Source organism: Streptomyces coelicoflavus (assembly GCF_045041415.1).
Taxonomy (GTDB): Bacteria; Actinomycetota; Actinomycetes; order Streptomycetales; family Streptomycetaceae; genus Streptomyces; species Streptomyces coelicoflavus.
This window is the reverse complement of the sequence record NZ_CP108218.1, coordinates 6,739,489-6,754,391: the sequence shown is the minus strand read 5'-3', so window position 1 is coordinate 6,754,391 and position 14,903 is coordinate 6,739,489. Positions and strand designations below refer to the sequence as shown.

Genomic DNA, 14,903 nt, shown 5'->3' with positions numbered 1-14,903 from the left:
CGTGTTCCCCTCGCCCTGCCGTTACGGGTGTTCCACTCCGTCCTCCAGGCGCTGGCCCCGCAGCAGGAACCAGGCTGCCGCCGCGGCGGCCAGGAGCACGACCGCACCCACGCCCGCCGCGAGGGTCAGGCCGTCGACGAAGGCCTGGCGGGCGGAGTCCAGCAGGGTCGCCGCGGTGGGGGCGGGGAGCCCGGCGGCGGCCTCCACCGCGCCGCCCAGTGACTCGTGGGCCGCCTCCGGGGTGCCCGCCGGCCCGGTGAAGTCCCGGTAGACGCCGGTCACGATGGAGCCGAGCACCGCGATGCCGAGGGCGGCGCCGAGTTCGTACGCCGTCTCGGAGACCGCGGAGGCGGCGCCCGCCTGTTCTCCGGGCACGCTGGAGAGGATCACGTCGGCGGTGACGGTGAACGCGAAGCCCGCGCCGAGGCCGACGACCAGCAGGGCCGTGCCGAGCAGCGGGTAGCCGGTGTGCTGGCCGATGACGGTCAGCGCGGCGAGCGCGAGACCGACGGCGGCGAGTCCGCCGGAGACCACGGCGCGGACCGAGAAGCGCCGGGCCGCGCGTCCGGCGATCAGGCCGGCGACCACCGCGCCGACGGCGGCGGGCAGTTCGGCCAGGCCCGCCTCGAAGGGCCGCCTGCCCTGGACGAGTTGCAGGTACTGGGAGAGGAAGAACACCAGGCCGGACAGGCCCAGGATGGTCAGCAGGTCGGCCAGGACCGCGCCGCTGAAGCCCCGGTTGCGGAACAGCCGCATGTCGAGCAGCGGCACCGGCATGGTCAGCTGGCGGCGGACGAATCCGTACAGCGCGGCGGCGCCCAGCAGACCCGCGCCGAGCGTGGCCCACGCGAACCCGTGGGCGGCGGCCTCCTTGATCGCGTACACGACGCCGACCATGCCGACCAGGGAGAGGGCGACGCTGAGCAGGTCCCAGGGACCGGGGTTCGGATTGCGGGACTCGGGCAGCAGTTTCACGCCGACGACGACCAGGACGGCCATCACGGGCAGGTTGATCAGGAAGACGGAGCCCCACCAGAAGTGCTCCAGCAGGAACCCGCCGACGACCGGTCCGACCGCCGCGCCGGCGGAGGCTGCGGCGCCCCAGATGCCGACGGCGAGGCTGCGTTCGCGCGGGTCGTGGAAGAGGTTGCGGATGAGGGCCAGGGTGGCGGGCATCAGGGTGGCGCCCGCGACGCCGAGCAGCGCCCGGGCGAGGATCAGCACCTCGGGCGTGTGCGCGTAGGCGTTGAGCACGGAGATCGCGCCGAACGCCGTGGCGCCGACGAGCAGGATCCGCTTGCGGCCGATGCGGTCGCCCAGGCTGCCCATGGAGACGAGCAGACCGGCGATGACGAAGGAGTAGACGTCGCCGATCCAGAGAAGCTGGGTACCGGAGGGGGCGAGGTCCTCGCTGATGTAGGGGGTCGCGAGACCGAGTACGGTCGCGTCGACGGCCACCAGCAGCACGGCCAGCACCAGGACGGACAGCGCCAGCCAGCGGCCGGGGCGCTTCACCGCCTCGGCCGGGCGGGCCGGCTGCAGGGTGCGGTTCATGGTTCCTCTCTCCGGAGTGCGCCGCCGAGCAGCAGCTCGGCGATCATGTGGGTGAAGTCGTTGCGGGCCACGCGGCCCTCGGCCACCGCCCAGGCGCCGGAGGCCAGCAGGCCGTACAGCGCCTCGGTGAGCCAAGCGGGCGTGAGGTCGATGCGGAACTCGCCGCTCTCCTGGCCCCTGCGGAACAGCTCGGTGAGCCCGGCGTCGATGCGGGTCCAGCCCTCGTTCTGCTCCTCGCCCTCGAAGAGCTGGTTCTCGCTGTAGAGGAAGGCGAGGAGGGCGGCGGAGGGCTCCACCGCGCGGACCAGCCGGCGCACCGCGTCGCCCGCCGGGCCCTCCTCGGTGCGGGCCGCGTCGAGGGCGGCCTCGCACTCGGCGATGCCCAGCGACTCCAGCGCCCGCACGAGGGCGTCGCGCCCGGCGAAGTGCCGGTGCAGGGTGGCCCGGCTGATCCCGGCGGCCTTGGCGACCTCGTCCATGGTCGCGGTGGATTTGCGGGTCAGCAGGGCCGCAGCGCTGCGCAGTACCTGTTCAGGATCGACGGCCATGAGACAACGATAACCCATGTGAGACACTTTTGTCTCACCCTGGGCATGCGTGACTCACCGCTCGCGGTCGGTCACGGGGTCCGGGGGCTCAGTGCCAGGGCAGTTGCCCGCGCCGCTCCCAGTAGGCGTCCGGGGTTTCGACGAGGGTGCCGAGGCGCGCCACCTGGTCGCCGTCGAGGTCGACGGCGGCGGCGTGCAGGTTGGAGCCGAGCTGGTTCACGGTCGCGGCGCCGGACAGCACGACTCCGGCCCAGGGCTGGCGCAGGACCAGGGCGAGGGCGACCGCGTCGCAGCCCAGCGCCGTCTCCTCCGCGACGGCCTTGAGGACGTCGGGCGCGTGACGGTCCGCGAGGCGGCCGTTGGCCATGCCCTCCTTGACGATCACGGTGAGCCCGGCCTCGTGCGCCTCGGTGAGCGCGGGCCCGGCGGAGGTCTCCAGCGCGTTGTACGTCGACTGGACGGTACGGAAGAGGGGCTCGCCGTCGACGGTCACGGCGAGCGCGGCGCGAATGGCGTCGGCCTGGGCGGGACCGCTGGTGGAGAAGCCGATGGTGCTGCCCTGCGCGGCGGCCTCGGCCAGCCTGGCGTGCAGGTCCTTGTCGGTGAGGGCCGGGCTGTCCGGGGTGAGCGAGTGGATCTGGTACAGGTCGAGCCGGTCGCCGAGCAGGGCGTCGGTCTCGGCGCGCTGGCGGTCGTAGGTGGCGACGCCGTGGTCCTTGACCTCGTGCTTCTCGGCCTCCGTCGACCAGTCGGCGGTGTAGGTGTAGCCCCACTTGCTGCCGACGACCACGTCGTCGGCGTCAGGGCGGTCCCGGAGCCAGTCGGCGAGGAACTCCTCGGAGCGCCCGTAGGAACGGGCCGCGTCGAAGTAGCGCACGCCTTGGGCGTAGGCGGCGTCGAGGAGGTCGTGGGTGCGTTCGCGCAGCGCCTCGACGGTGCGGGCCGCTCCGAGGTCGCGGTCGCGGTCGAGGTTGATGTAGCCGGGGCGCCCGACGGCGGCGAGACCGAGGCCGAGATGGCAGGTCGGGGTCGTTGCTGTGGCCAGGCGGGCGAAGGGCATCGCGGGCTCCGTTCGGTCGACTGCTGAAGCTCTGGGGCTCCTGAAGCTGTTGACCAACGTAACCGCGATACCCCTCGGGCACACCGGCTGCCGCTGCCCGCCGCTACTTCTTGGCGTCCGCCCAGGTGTGCTGGGCCGCCACGTCGGCCTTCACCTCGGCGAGCTGGACGGCGACCGCGCCGGGCGCCGTGCCGCCACGGCCGTCGCGGGAGGCGAGGGCGCCGGGGACGTTGAGGACGGTGCGCACCTCGGGGGTGAGGTGGTCGGAGATCTTGGCGAACTGCTCGTCGGTCAGCTCGTCCAGCTCCTTGCCGTCGGCCTCGGCCACCTTCACGCACTCGCCGGCCACCTCGTGCGCGACACGGAACGGCACGCCCTGCCTGACCAGCCACTCGGCGATGTCGGTGGCGAGCGAGAACCCGGCCGGGGCCAGCTCCTCCATCCGCTCGCGGTGCACGGTGAGCGTGGCCATCATGCCGGTGAACGCGGGGAGCAGGACCTCCAGCTGGTCGATGGAGTCGAAGACCGGCTCCTTGTCCTCCTGGAGGTCGCGGTTGTACGCGAGCGGGAGCGCCTTGAGGGTCGCCATCAGGCCGGTCAGGTTGCCGATCAGCCGCCCCGACTTGCCGCGGGCCAGCTCGGCGATGTCGGGGTTCTTCTTCTGCGGCATGATCGAGGAGCCGGTGGAGAAGGCGTCGTGGAGGGTGACGAAGGAGAACTCCTTCGTGTTCCAGATGATGATCTCCTCGGCGATCCGGGAGACGTTGACGCCGATCATCGCGGTGATGAAGGCGAACTCGGCGACGAAGTCGCGCGAGGCCGTCCCGTCGATGGAGTTGCCGGCGCTGCCGTGCTCGAAGCCCAGGTCGCGGGCGACCGCCTCCGGGTCGAGACCGAGGCTGCTGCCCGCGAGCGCGCCCGAGCCGTACGGCGAGACGGCCGTGCGCTCGTCCCACTGGCGCAGCCGCTCCGCGTCCCGGCCGAGCGCCTGGGCGTGGGCGAGCACATGGTGGGCGAAGAGCACCGGCTGGGCGTGCTGGAGGTGGGTGCGGCCGGGCATGGCCACGTCCGGGTGGGCCTCGGCGAGGCCGATCAGCGCGTCCTGGAGGTCGGCGATCAGCGCGCCGACGGTCCGGGCGTGGTCGCGCAGGTACATCCGGAAGAGGGTCGCCACCTGGTCGTTGCGGGAGCGCCCGGCGCGCAGCTTGCCGCCGAGGTCGGGGCCGAGGCGCTCCAGCAGCCCGCGCTCCAGGGCCGTGTGGACGTCCTCGTCGGCGATGGTGCCGGTGAAGGAGCCGTCGGCGACGTCCGCCTCCAGCCGGTCCAGTCCGGCGATCATCCGGGTCAGCTCGTCCTCGGTGAGCAGACCCGCCTTGTGCAGCACACGCGCGTGGGCGCGCGAACCGGCGATGTCGTAGGGCGCGAGCCGCCAGTCGAAGTGGACGGACGCGGACAGCTTCGCCAGGGCCTCGGCGGGACCGTCGGCGAAACGGCCGCCCCAGAGCCGGACGTCACCGCTGTTGCTGCTCACTTGGGTCGCTCCTCACCGTACGATCACTGTCATGCATGAGTATGCAGAACACTGCATGTTTCGTCAATCTCGCAGGTTGACGCCGCCACCGGCGTCCCGCACCCGCATAATCGTTAGACATGGGAAAGACTTATGAGCGCATAGACGGCAGACTCCGCACCTTCATCGAGGCGCAGCCCCTCTTCTTCACCGCCACCGCTCCCCTGGCCGGCGACGGCACGGTCAACCTGTCCCCCAAGGGCCTCACGGGCTGCTTCGCGGTGCTCGACGAACTTACCGTGGCCTACCTAGACTTCGCGGGCTCCAACGCGGAGACCATCGCCCACCTGCGGGAGAACGGGCGGATCACCCTGATGTGGTGCGCCTTCCAGGGCCCGCCGAACATCGTGCGGGTGCACGGCCGGGGCGAGCCGGTCTTCCGCGACGACCCCCGCTTCCCGGAACTGCTCACCCACTTCCCGGACATCGACCCCACCGTGCACGGACTGCGCGCGGTCATCGTCGTGAGCGCCGAGCTCATCCGCGACACCTGCGGCTACGCCGTCCCCTTCATGGCGTACGAGAGCGACCGGGACCTGCACGGCAAGCGGTTCGCGCGGGAGGACGACGCCTCGCTCGACGCGTACTTCACCAAGAAGGAGTACATCGCCTCCAGCATCGACGGCCTCCCCGGGCTGCCGTTGCCGCTGCCCCCCTCTACCGTCTGAGCCATGCGCCCCGGTGTCGTCGCCGTCCTCGTGTCCGCCTCCCTCCTCCTGCTCGGCGCCGCCCCCGCCGACGGGTCGCCTTCCCGGCCGCTGCCGGACCGGATGGCGGACACCGGCGGCGGCACCCAGCTGATCACCGCGGTCGCACCGGACACCGGCTCCACCACGGGCACCGTCACCTGGTGGGACCGCGAGGGCGGGAACCACGGTCGCTGGGTGGCGGCCGGTTCCGCACCCGCCCGCTTCGGCTCCGGCGGGCTCACCGAGGGCACGACCCGCGTCCAGGGCACCAGCACCACACCGACCGGCCTGTACGACCTCCCGTACGCCTTCGGCATCGAGGCGGCGCCGCGCGGGACGGCGTACCGCTACCGACCGGTCCACCCGGACTCCTGGTGGTGCCAGGACAACGCCTCCCGCTCCTACAACCGCTGGACCGAGCCGCGCCCCGCCGACTGCCGGGCCGCCGAGGCCGAGCACCTGATCACCTATGCGACGCAGTACGCGCACGCCCTGGTCGTGGGCTTCAACTACGACCGCCCGGTGCGCGACCGCGGCGCGGGCATCTTCCTGCACGTCGACGGGCGCGGGGCGACGGCCGGGTGCGTGTCGGTGCCGAAGGAGGCGATGCGGCGGATCCTGCGCTGGGCCGATCCGGGCGAACGGCCGCACATCGCGATCGGCACGGCGGGCGGGGCGACGGCGGTCACCCGGTACTGAACGCGGACGGCTTCGCCGGCGCGGGCTGAACGCTCGCCCGGCACGGCGCGTATCTGTGGGCCAAGGGTCAAGTCCCCACGGAGGAACCGTGACCACCACGCTCGCCGGCGGCCGTGCCGCCCGCCGTCAGACCATGCGGCGCATCCGTCCGCGCCGCTCCCCCGCCGTCCCCCTGCTGCTCGCCGTGTGGGCGGGCGCGGCGGGCGTGTTGTGGCTGTGGTGGCGCAACACGCCCGCCATCTCCGACGACACCGGCAGGATCCTCGGCGCGGGCCGGATCACCGGCCTGCTGGCCGGGTACCTGATGGCGCTGGTGGTGCTCCAGATGGCCCGGGTCCCGGCGCTGGAGCGGCGCGTCGGCTCCGACCGGGTCGCCCGCTGGCACGCCATGACCGGCCGCTACACCCTCTGCCTGGTCCTGGCCCACGTCTTCCTGATCATGTGGGGCTACGCGGCGCAGGCCGGCAAGGGCCTCGGTGACGTCGTCGCGCAGACGGTCGACTCCGTGAACCAGCTGCCCGACATGGGCAAGGCCGCCGTCGGCACCGGACTTCTGGTCGTCATCGGGCTCCTGTCCGTCGGCCCCGTCCGCCGCCGCATCCCGTACGACGCCTGGTACCACGTGCACCTGCTCACCTACGCGGCGGTGTTCCTGACCTTCTGGCACCAGCTGACCACCGGCAACGAGTTCGCCGTCGAGCCGCTCGCCAGGACCGTCTGGTACGCCCTGTACGGCTCGGTGACCGCTCTGGTGCTCTGGTACCGCGTGCTGACCCCCCTCCGGCTCAACCTGCGGCACCGGATGCGGGTGGAGGCGGTGATCGAGGAGACGCCCGGCATCGTGTCGGTGCTGATCGGCGGGCGCCGGCTGCACCGGATGGGCGCGGAGGCGGGCCAGTTCTTCCGCTGGCGGTTCCTGGCGCCCGGCATGCGGTTCAGCTCGCACCCGTACTCGCTGTCGGCGGCACCGCGCCCGGACCTGCTGCGGATCACCGTGAAGGCGATCGGCGACCACAGCGCCCGGCTCCGCGAGCTGACCCCGGGCACCCGGGTGTGGGCGGAGGGCCCGTACGGCGCCCTGACCGCGCAGCGCCGCAGCCGCGGCAAGGTGCTGCTGGTGGCGGGCGGGGTGGGGATCACGCCGATGCGGGCGCTGTTCGAGACGCTGCCCGGCGCGTCCGGCGACATCACGCTGCTCTACCGGGCCAACAGCACCCAGGACCTGGCGCTCTGGGACGAGCTGGCCGGCATCGCCGACGAGCGCGGGGCCCGGCTGATGTACGCGGTCAACAGCCCGGACGGGGAACGCCCGGACATCTCGGCCGAGACCCTGGCCCGGAAGATCCCGGACGTCGAGCGCCACGACGTCTTCCTGTGCGGGCCGCCCGGCTTCGCCCAGTCGGTGTACGAGGCACTGCGCGGCGCGGGGGTCCCCGCTCGCCGTATCCACCACGAGTCGTTCGCGATGTGAGCGACGGACATCGGGAGTCCAGGCAGATGAGGAAGAGCCACCCCGTTCGGCGTGCCGTGCTCGCCGGGGCCGCCACCGTGTCCGGGATCGTGCTGCTGCTGTCGCTGAAACCGGCGTCCGACCCGGGCTCCGCCTCGGCGGCGGGCGGCGCGGCACCGCCCGTGGCGGCACAGTCGCCGCAGGGCGGCCGGGGAGCCGGGGCCGGCACGGTCACGGGTGACGCGGCACGTACGCAGTACGGTCCCGTGCAGGTCCGGGTCACCGTCAGCGGCGGGAGGATCACCAGGGCCGAGGCCGTGCAGGCGCCCAAGGGCGGGCAGAGCGACCGGGTCACCGCGGACGCGGTGCCCAAGCTCAACCAGGCGGCCGTCGCGGCCGGGAACGCCGACATCGACGCGGTCTCAGGCGCGACCTACACCAGCGCCGGGTACGCGAAGTCCCTCCAGTCGGCGCTCGACAAGGCGGCCGCCGCGGCCGGATCCGCCGGGCGGGAATCGAGTGGTTCCGGGGACGGCGCGGGCGGGGGCGGCGCCGGGCAGGGCACGCAGGTGCTCACCGGTGACGCCGCGCAGACCCAGTACGGAACCGTGCAGGTCAGGGTCACCGTGAGCGACGGGAGAATCACCGACGCCGAGGCTCTCCAGGCACCCAAGGGCGGCCGCAGCGACCAGGTTACCGCGGACGCCGTGCCCAAGCTCAACCGGGCCGCCGTCGCCGCGGGCACCGCCGACATCGACGCCGTCTCCGGCGCGACCTACACCAGCGCCGGGTACACGCAGTCCCTCCAGTCGGCGCTGGACCGGGCCGGTGGCTGACACCGGGGCCGGGTCCGCCGAGGCTCCCGCCGCGGTGCGTCACGTGGAGGAGGCGATGGGGACCGTCTTCTCCTTCGACGTCCGCGGCGGGGAACCCGCGGCCGTACGGACCGCGCTGGACGCGGCCGTCGCGGAACTGCACCGGGCCGACGAGGTGTTCAGCACCTACCGGGACGGCAGCGAGATCTCCCGCCTGGCGCGCGGGGAGCTGACCGTCGACGCGTGCGCTCCTGAGGTCGCCGAGGTGCTGGAGCTGGCGGCCGAGGCGGAGCGGGTGAGCGAGGGCTGGTTCAGCACGCGCTACCGGGGCCGGCTCGACCCGACGGGGATCGTCAAGGGCTGGGCCGTCGAGCGCGCCGCGCGGCGGATCGCGGCGGCGGCCGGTGCCGGCGGGGTCAGCGTCAACGGGGGCGGGGACGTGCAGGTGCTGGGGACGCCGGGAGCGGAGCGGCCCTGGCGGGTCGGCGTGTCCGACCCCCTGCGGCCGGGCGGACTCGCGGCGGTCGTCTCGGCGGCGGGGGCGGCGGAGCTGGCCGTGGCGACGTCCGGCTCCGCGGAACGGGGCGCGCATGTCGTCGACCCGCGCACCGGGCTCTCGGCGGTGACCGACCTGTTGTCCGTGACGGTGGTGGCGCCCGGACTCACGTGGGCGGACTGCTGGGCGACGGCGGCGTTCGCGATGGGGTCGCGGGAGGGGCTGCGGTGGCTGGAGTCGCTGCCCGGCGTCGAGGGGCTGCTGATCACGGCCGGGGACGAGGTGCGGTGTACTGGAGGCTTGGCGGCGTGGCTGGGCTGAACCCGGCCGACGGGTGACCGGCGCCGCCGGACAGGCGTCCGTACGCGGGAGGTTCGAAGTGGCGGAAGTGCACGCAGTCGAGGTCGTCGTGTGCGACGTGCTCGGCACCATGGTCGACGAACCGGGGGGACTGCGGGCCGCGTTGCGCGAGGCGGTGCCCGGCGCCGCCGAGGCGTCCGTCGACCGGTGGCTCACGGTGTGGCAGGAGCACGTCGAGCAGGAGACACGGCGCGTCAACGCCGGGGAGCGGCCGTACGCCGACTCCGGGGTCCTGGACCGCGAGGCGGCGGAGCGGGTCGCCGAGCACGCGGGACTCACCGACGCGGACGCCGTCGCGCGGCTGGCCACCGCGGGGCGGCGCCTGGAGCCGTGGGACGACTCCGTCTCCGGACTCGCGCGGCTGGCCGGACTTTTCCCGGTCGTGGGCCTGTCCAACGCCTCCCGCGCGACTCTCCTCCGCCTCAACGAACACGCCGGGCTGCGCTGGCACCAGGCCCTGTCGGCCGAGGACGCCGGCGCCTACAAGCCCGCGCCGGAGGTCTACCGGCTCGCCCTCACCGCGGCCGGCTGCCCGCCCGAGCGGGTGCTGATGGTCGCCGCCCACGCCTGGGACCTCCGCGGTGCCCGGGCCGTGGGGATGCGCACCACCTACGTCGCACGCCCGGTCGGCGACCCGCCGAGGCCCACGGACGCCTTCGACTGGGCCGTGGACGGTCTGGACGAGCTGGCCGCGGCGCTCACGGAGGGGTAGCGCCGCAGCCCCCGCTCAGCCCCCGTTCTGGGCCAAGCGCAGCAGATGATCCGCCAGGGCCTGCCCGCCCGCGGGCTCCCGGCTGATCAGCATCAGCGTGTCGTCACCCGCGATCGTCCCCAGGATGTCGTGCAGTTCCGCCTGGTCGATAGCCGAGGCGAGGAACTGCGCCGCCCCCGGGGGAGTCCGCAGGACCACGAGGTTCGCCGACGCCTCCGCGGAGATCAGCAGCTCCGCGGAGAGCCGCCGCATCCGCTCCTCCTTGGCCGACTCCCCGAGCGGCGCCCGCGGGGTGCGGAAACCGCCCTCGCTGGGCACCGCGTAGATGAGGTCGCCGTCGGTGTTGCGGATCTTGACCGCGTTCAGCTCGTCCAGGTCCCGGGAGAGCGTCGCCTGGGTGACGGTGAGCCCGTCGTCGGCGAGCAGCTTCGCCAGCTGGCTCTGCGAGCGGACCGCCTGCCGGTTGAGGATGTCCACGATCCGGCGGTGGCGTGCGGTGCGGGTCTGCGGCAGGGCGGGCCCTGCCGTCTGCTCGTGCTCCTGCGCGTGGCTCATCGTCGTCTCATTCTCCGGATCGTCCGTCCCCGTGGGCCGTCTCGGCGGCCTGGTCAAGGATGCCGGGCAGCGCCCCGAGGAACGCCTCCACCACGTCGTCGCCGAGGTTCAGCGCGGGCATCAGCCGTACGACATCGGGCGCGGGCGCGTTCACCAGGATTCCGGCGTCCTGAGCCGCCTGCTGCACCTGGGCGGCGAGCGGCTCGGTGAGCACGATACCCAGGAGCAGTCCGGCGCCCCGGACGTGGGCGACCAGCGGGTGGCCGAGCGCCTCGACCCCGCCGCGCAGCGTCTCGCTCTGCCGCTTGACGTTGTCCAGCAGTCCCTCGTCGGCGATGGTGTCCAGGACGGCGAGTCCGGCGGCGCAGGCGACCGGGTTGCCGCCGAAGGTGGTGCCGTGGTGGCCGGGCCGGAGGAGGTCGGCGGCGCGGCCGAAGGCGACCGTCGCGCCCAGCGGCAGTCCGCCGCCGAGGCCCTTGGCCAGGGTGACGACGTCCGGCAGGACGCCCTCGTGGGCCTGGTACTCGAACCAGTGCCCGGTCCGGCCGACGCCGGTCTGCACCTCGTCCAGGACGAGCAGCGCACCGGTGGCGGCGGTGATGGCGCGGGCCGCCTTCAGATAGCCGGGGGGCGGCACGACGACGCCGTTCTCGCCCTGGATCGGCTCGATGATCACCAGCGCCGTCTCCTCGGTGACCGCGGCGGCCAGCGCCTGCGGGTCGCCGTACGGCACGTGCGTGACGTCGCCGGGCAGCGGCAGGAACGGTTCCTGCTTGCCGGGCTGGCCGGTCAGCGCCAGGGCGCCCATGGTGCGGCCGTGGAAACCACCCTCGGTGGCGACCATGTGCGGCCGCCCGGTCAGCCGGCCGATCTTGAAGGCGCCCTCGTTGGCCTCGGCGCCGGAGTTGCAGAAGTAGACCTTGCCGTCGCGGCCGAAGTGCTGGAGCAGCCGTTCGGCGAGGGCGACGGGCGGTTCGGCGATGAAGAGGTTGGAGACGTGGCCGAGGGAGGCGATCTGCCGGCTCACCGCGTCCACCACCGCCGGGTGGGCGTGGCCGAGCGCGTTGACCGCGATGCCGCCGACGAAGTCCAGGTACTCCGTGCCGTCGGCGTCCCAGAGCCGGGCGCCCTCGCCGCGCACCAGGGGCAGGCGCGGCGTGCCGTAGTTGTTCATGAGGGTGCCCTGCCACCGCTCGGTCAGCTCGGCGTTGCCCGTCGCTCCCGCGGCGGCCCCGGTGTTGCTCACGACTCCCCCTGTTCGTCCGGCACGACCATCGTGCCGATCCCCTCGTCGGTGAAGATCTCCAGCAGGATCGAGTGCTGGACCCGGCCGTCGATGACGCGGGCGGTGGTGACGCCGCCGCGTACGGCGTGCAGGCAGCCCTCCATCTTCGGCACCATGCCGCTGGAGAGGTCGGGCAGCAGTTTCTCCAGCTCGGACGCGGTGAGACGGCTGATCACCTCGTCGGAGTGCGGCCAGTCCTCGTAGAGGCCCTCGACGTCGGTGAGGACCATGAGAGTCTCGGCGCCGAGCGCCGCAGCGAGTGCCGCAGCCGCCGTATCAGCATTGACGTTGTAGACATGGTGATCGTCCTGGGAACGGGCGATCGACGAGACGACCGGGATGCGGCCGTCGGCGAGCAGGGCCTCGATCGCGCCGGTGTCGATCTCGGTGATCTCGCCGACCCGGCCGATGTCGACGCGTTCGCCGTCGATCTCGGGCTGGTGCTTGGTGGCGGTGAGGGTGTGCGCGTCCTCGCCGGTGAGGCCGACGGCGAGCGGTCCGTGCTGGTTGAGCAGCCCGACCAGCTCGCGCTGCACCTGCCCGGCTAGCACCATCCGTACGACGTCCATGGCGTCCTCGGTGGTGACGCGCAGGCCGGCCCTGAACTCGCTGACGATGCCGTGCTTGTCGAGGGCGGCGCTGATCTGCGGGCCGCCGCCGTGCACGACGACGGGCTTGAGACCGGCGTGGCGGAGGAAGACGACGTCCTGGGCGAAGGCGGCCTTGAGGTCCTCGTCGATCATGGCGTTGCCGCCGAACTTGATGACGACGGTCTTGCCGTGGTGCCGGGTCAGCCAGGGCAGCGCCTCGATGAGGATCTGGGCCTTGGGGAGCGCGGTGTGCTTCCTCGTCGTACTCATGAGCTGTACGCGCTGTTCTCGTGGACGTAGTCGGCGGTGAGGTCGTTGGTCCAGATGGTCGCCGTGGCGTCGCCCGCGGCGAGGTCAGCGACGATGTGCACCTCGCGGTAGCGCATGTCGACCAGCTCGCGGTCCTCGCCGACGCCGCCGTTCTTGCAGACCCAGACGCCGTTGATGGCGACGTTCAGCCGGTCGGGCTCGAAGGCCGCGTCGGTGGTGCCGATGGCGGAGAGCACGCGGCCCCAGTTGGGGTCCTCGCCGTGGATGGCGCACTTGAGCAGGTTGTTGCGGGCGATGGTGCGGCCCACCTGGACGGCCTCGTCCTCGGTCGCGGCGTTGACGACCTCGACCCTGATGTCCTTGCTGGCGCCCTCGGCGTCCCGGATGAGCTGCTGCCCGAGGTCGTCGCAGACGGTGCGGACGGCCTCGGCGAACGCCTCGTACTCCGGAGCGACGCCCGAGGCGCCGGAGGCGAGCAGCAGCACGGTGTCGTTGGTGGACATGCAGCCGTCGGAGTCGACCCGGTCGAAGGTGACCCGGGTGGCGGCGCGCAGGGCGCGGTCGAGGACCTCGGTCTCCAGGTCGGCGTCGGTGGTGATCACGACGAGCATGGTGGCGAGGCCGGGGGCGAGCATGCCTGCGCCCTTGGCCATGCCGCCGACGGTCCAGCCGTCCCCGCCGACGACGGACGTCTTGTGGACGGTGTCGGTGGTCTTGATGGCGATGGCGGCCTTCTCGCCGCCGTGCGGGCTGAGCTGGGCGACCGCCTTGTCCACGCCGGGGAGCAGCTTGTCCATGGGCAGCAGTACGCCGATCAGGCCGGTGGAGCAGACGGCGACCTGGCCGGGGGCGTGCCCGCCGGTCTCGTCGTGGCCGGCCGTGTTGAGGGAGGTGGCAACCTTCTCGGCCGTGGCATGCGTGTCCTGGAAGCCCTTGGGTCCGGTGCAGGCGTTGGCGCCGCCGGAGTTGAGGACGACGGCGGTCACCTCGCCGCTCTTCAGCACCTGCTCCGACCACAGGACCGGCGCGGCCTTGACGCGGTTGGAGGTGAAGACGCCCGCGGCGGAGCGGCGGGGGCCGGTGTTGACCACGAGGGCCAGGTCGGGGTTGCCGCTTTCCTTGATCCCGGCGGTGATGCCCGCCGCCGTGAATCCCTTCGCTGCCGTCACACTCACGGCGCAACTCCGATCGTCGTCAGTCCGGTGGTCTCGTCGAGACCGAGGGCGAGGTTCATGCTCTGGACGGCACCGCCCGCGGTGCCCTTGGCCAGGTTGTCGATGGCGCTGATCGCGATGATCCGTCCCGCGGCGGCGTCGTACGCGACCTGCACCTGGACGGCGTTGGAGCCGTACACGGAGGCGGTCGCGGGCCACTGTCCCTCGGGCAGCAGGTGCACGAAGGGCTCGTCGGCGAAGGCCTTCTCGTAGGCGGCGCGCACCGACTCGGCGGTGGTGCCGGGCTTCGCCTTCGCGGTGCAGGTGGCGAGGATGCCGCGCGGCATCGGGGCGAGGGTCGGGGTGAAGGAGACGGTGACGGGCTCCCCGGCGACCGCGCCGAGGTTCTGGATCATCTCGGGGGTGTGCCGGTGTCCGCCGCCGACGCCGTACGGCGACATGGAGCCCATGACCTCGCTGCCCAGCAGGTGCGGCTTGGCCGCCTTGCCGGCGCCGGACGTGCCGGAGGCGGCGACGATCACGGCCTCGGGCTCGGCCAGCGCCGCGGCGTACGCCGGGAAGAGGGCCAGGGACACCGCGGTCGGGTAGCAACCGGGCACCGCGATGCGCTTGGACCCCTCCAGCGCGGCGCGGGCACCCGGAAGTTCGGGGAGGCCGTAGGGCCAGGTGCCGGCGTGCGGGGAGCCGTAGAACGCCTCCCAGTCGGCGGCGTCCGCGAGCCGGAAGTCGGCGCCCATGTCGACGACGAGGACGTCCGGCCCGAGCTGCTCGGCGACGGCGGCGGACTGCCCGTGCGGCAGCGCGAGGAAGACGACGTCGTGCCCCGCGAGGACGTCCGCCGTGGTCGGCTCCAGGACGCGGTCGGCCAGCGGCAGCAGGTGCGGCTGGAGCGCCCCCAGTCGCTGCCCCGCGTTGGAGTTGCCGGTCAGGGCGCCGATCTCGACCTCCGGGTGAGCCAGGAGCAGGCGCAGCAGCTCACCGCCCGCATACCCGCTCGCTCCGGCCACCGCCGCACGTACCGCCATGGGAATACCCTCCTCCTAGAGGGCATGACTATACGTGTCGCTGCACGTTT

15 protein-coding genes are annotated in these 14,903 nt (G+C 73.0%); 6 read left to right on the top strand and 9 right to left on the bottom strand.

What is annotated here, in order from left to right:
- Positions 1 to 21: 21 nt before the first annotated feature.
- From OHA99_RS30315 to argH, 4 genes are all read right to left on the bottom strand, one after another.
- Positions 22 to 1,554: an MFS transporter gene (locus OHA99_RS30315; protein ID WP_282881130.1), complete on the bottom strand. Its 1,533-nt coding sequence runs from the start codon at positions 1,552 to 1,554 to the stop codon at positions 22 to 24.
- Positions 1,551 to 2,102, bottom strand: a complete 552-nt coding sequence (locus OHA99_RS30310) for a TetR/AcrR family transcriptional regulator (protein WP_282881129.1) — start codon at positions 2,100 to 2,102, stop codon at positions 1,551 to 1,553. Before OHA99_RS30310 ends, OHA99_RS30315 begins: the two co-directional genes overlap by 4 nt.
- An 88-nt stretch (positions 2,103 to 2,190) precedes the next feature.
- On the bottom strand, positions 2,191 to 3,162 hold the full coding sequence (locus tag OHA99_RS30305; RefSeq protein WP_153180691.1) for an aldo/keto reductase: 972 nt from the start codon (positions 3,160 to 3,162) through the stop codon (positions 2,191 to 2,193).
- A 103-nt stretch (positions 3,163 to 3,265) separates the two neighbouring features.
- A complete protein-coding gene (gene argH / locus OHA99_RS30300) occupies positions 3,266 to 4,693 on the bottom strand; it encodes an argininosuccinate lyase (protein ID WP_366473203.1) in 1,428 nt (475 codons plus the stop codon).
- A gap of 119 nt (positions 4,694 to 4,812) precedes the next feature.
- Here argH and OHA99_RS30295 point away from each other — a divergent pair, with 119 nt between their 5' ends.
- The 6 genes from OHA99_RS30295 (at position 4,813) to OHA99_RS30270 (ending at position 9,953) form a co-directional block, all read left to right on the top strand.
- Complete coding sequence (locus OHA99_RS30295; RefSeq protein WP_153180689.1) at positions 4,813 to 5,400, top strand: pyridoxamine 5'-phosphate oxidase family protein; 588 nt, start codon at positions 4,813 to 4,815, stop codon at positions 5,398 to 5,400.
- 3 nt (positions 5,401 to 5,403) lie between these two features.
- The gene (locus OHA99_RS30290) at positions 5,404 to 6,120 is read left to right on the top strand and encodes a L,D-transpeptidase (protein ID WP_153180688.1); all 717 of its coding nucleotides are present in this window, start codon (positions 5,404 to 5,406) and stop codon (positions 6,118 to 6,120) included.
- A gap of 88 nt (positions 6,121 to 6,208) precedes the next feature.
- Complete coding sequence (locus tag OHA99_RS30285) at positions 6,209 to 7,591, top strand: ferric reductase-like transmembrane domain-containing protein (protein WP_164385396.1); 1,383 nt, start codon at positions 6,209 to 6,211, stop codon at positions 7,589 to 7,591.
- Positions 7,592 to 7,617: 26 nt separating this feature from the next.
- Complete coding sequence (locus OHA99_RS30280) at positions 7,618 to 8,406, top strand: FMN-binding protein (protein WP_194280154.1); 789 nt, start codon at positions 7,618 to 7,620, stop codon at positions 8,404 to 8,406.
- A gap of 55 nt (positions 8,407 to 8,461) precedes the next feature.
- A complete protein-coding gene (locus tag OHA99_RS30275; RefSeq protein ID WP_153182055.1) occupies positions 8,462 to 9,202 on the top strand; it encodes an FAD:protein FMN transferase in 741 nt (246 codons plus the stop codon).
- 58 nt (positions 9,203 to 9,260) lie between these two features.
- Positions 9,261 to 9,953 (top strand): haloacid dehalogenase type II, encoded by a 693-nt coding sequence (locus OHA99_RS30270; protein WP_405698404.1) that lies wholly within the window; start codon positions 9,261 to 9,263, stop codon positions 9,951 to 9,953.
- A gap of 15 nt (positions 9,954 to 9,968) precedes the next feature.
- Here OHA99_RS30270 and OHA99_RS30265 read toward each other — a convergent pair whose 3' ends face one another.
- From OHA99_RS30265 to argC, 5 genes are read right to left on the bottom strand one after another with little or no spacing between them, the layout of a single operon-like run.
- A complete protein-coding gene (locus tag OHA99_RS30265; RefSeq protein ID WP_007447727.1) occupies positions 9,969 to 10,508 on the bottom strand; it encodes an arginine repressor in 540 nt (179 codons plus the stop codon).
- A gap of 7 nt (positions 10,509 to 10,515) precedes the next feature.
- Positions 10,516 to 11,754, bottom strand: coding sequence for an acetylornithine transaminase (locus tag OHA99_RS30260; RefSeq protein ID WP_153180686.1), 1,239 nt, complete (start codon positions 11,752 to 11,754; stop codon positions 10,516 to 10,518).
- Entirely contained in the window at positions 11,751 to 12,653 is a 903-nt protein-coding gene (gene argB / locus OHA99_RS30255; RefSeq protein ID WP_405698403.1) for an acetylglutamate kinase, read from the bottom strand. Before argB ends, OHA99_RS30260 begins: the two co-directional genes overlap by 4 nt.
- Positions 12,650 to 13,828 carry a bifunctional glutamate N-acetyltransferase/amino-acid acetyltransferase ArgJ gene (gene argJ, locus OHA99_RS30250; RefSeq protein WP_405698402.1) on the bottom strand — a complete coding sequence of 393 codons (1,179 nt, stop codon included), beginning with the start codon at positions 13,826 to 13,828 and terminating at the stop codon, positions 12,650 to 12,652. The genes argB and argJ overlap by 4 nt, the downstream gene beginning before the upstream one ends.
- Positions 13,825 to 14,853 carry an N-acetyl-gamma-glutamyl-phosphate reductase gene (argC, locus tag OHA99_RS30245; protein ID WP_153180683.1) on the bottom strand — a complete coding sequence of 343 codons (1,029 nt, stop codon included), beginning with the start codon at positions 14,851 to 14,853 and terminating at the stop codon, positions 13,825 to 13,827. Before argC ends, argJ begins: the two co-directional genes overlap by 4 nt.
- Positions 14,854 to 14,903: the final 50 nt, after the last annotated feature.

Coding starts and splice junctions, on each gene's coding strand:
- OHA99_RS30315 (WP_282881130.1), bottom strand. CDS start 1,554: ATGAACCGCACCCTGCAGCCGGCCCGCCCGGCCGAGGCGGTGAAGCGC.
- OHA99_RS30310 (WP_282881129.1), bottom strand. CDS start 2,102: ATGGCCGTCGATCCTGAACAGGTACTGCGCAGCGCTGCGGCCCTGCTG.
- OHA99_RS30305 (WP_153180691.1), bottom strand. CDS start 3,162: ATGCCCTTCGCCCGCCTGGCCACAGCAACGACCCCGACCTGCCATCTC.
- OHA99_RS30295 (WP_153180689.1), top strand. CDS start 4,813: ATGGGAAAGACTTATGAGCGCATAGACGGCAGACTCCGCACCTTCATC.
- OHA99_RS30290 (WP_153180688.1), top strand. CDS start 5,404: ATGCGCCCCGGTGTCGTCGCCGTCCTCGTGTCCGCCTCCCTCCTCCTG.
- OHA99_RS30280 (WP_194280154.1), top strand. CDS start 7,618: ATGAGGAAGAGCCACCCCGTTCGGCGTGCCGTGCTCGCCGGGGCCGCC.
- OHA99_RS30275 (WP_153182055.1), top strand. CDS start 8,462: ATGGGGACCGTCTTCTCCTTCGACGTCCGCGGCGGGGAACCCGCGGCC.
- OHA99_RS30265 (WP_007447727.1), bottom strand. CDS start 10,508: ATGAGCCACGCGCAGGAGCACGAGCAGACGGCAGGGCCCGCCCTGCCG.
- argB (WP_405698403.1), bottom strand. CDS start 12,653: ATGAGTACGACGAGGAAGCACACCGCGCTCCCCAAGGCCCAGATCCTC.
- argC (WP_153180683.1), bottom strand. CDS start 14,853: ATGGCGGTACGTGCGGCGGTGGCCGGAGCGAGCGGGTATGCGGGCGGT.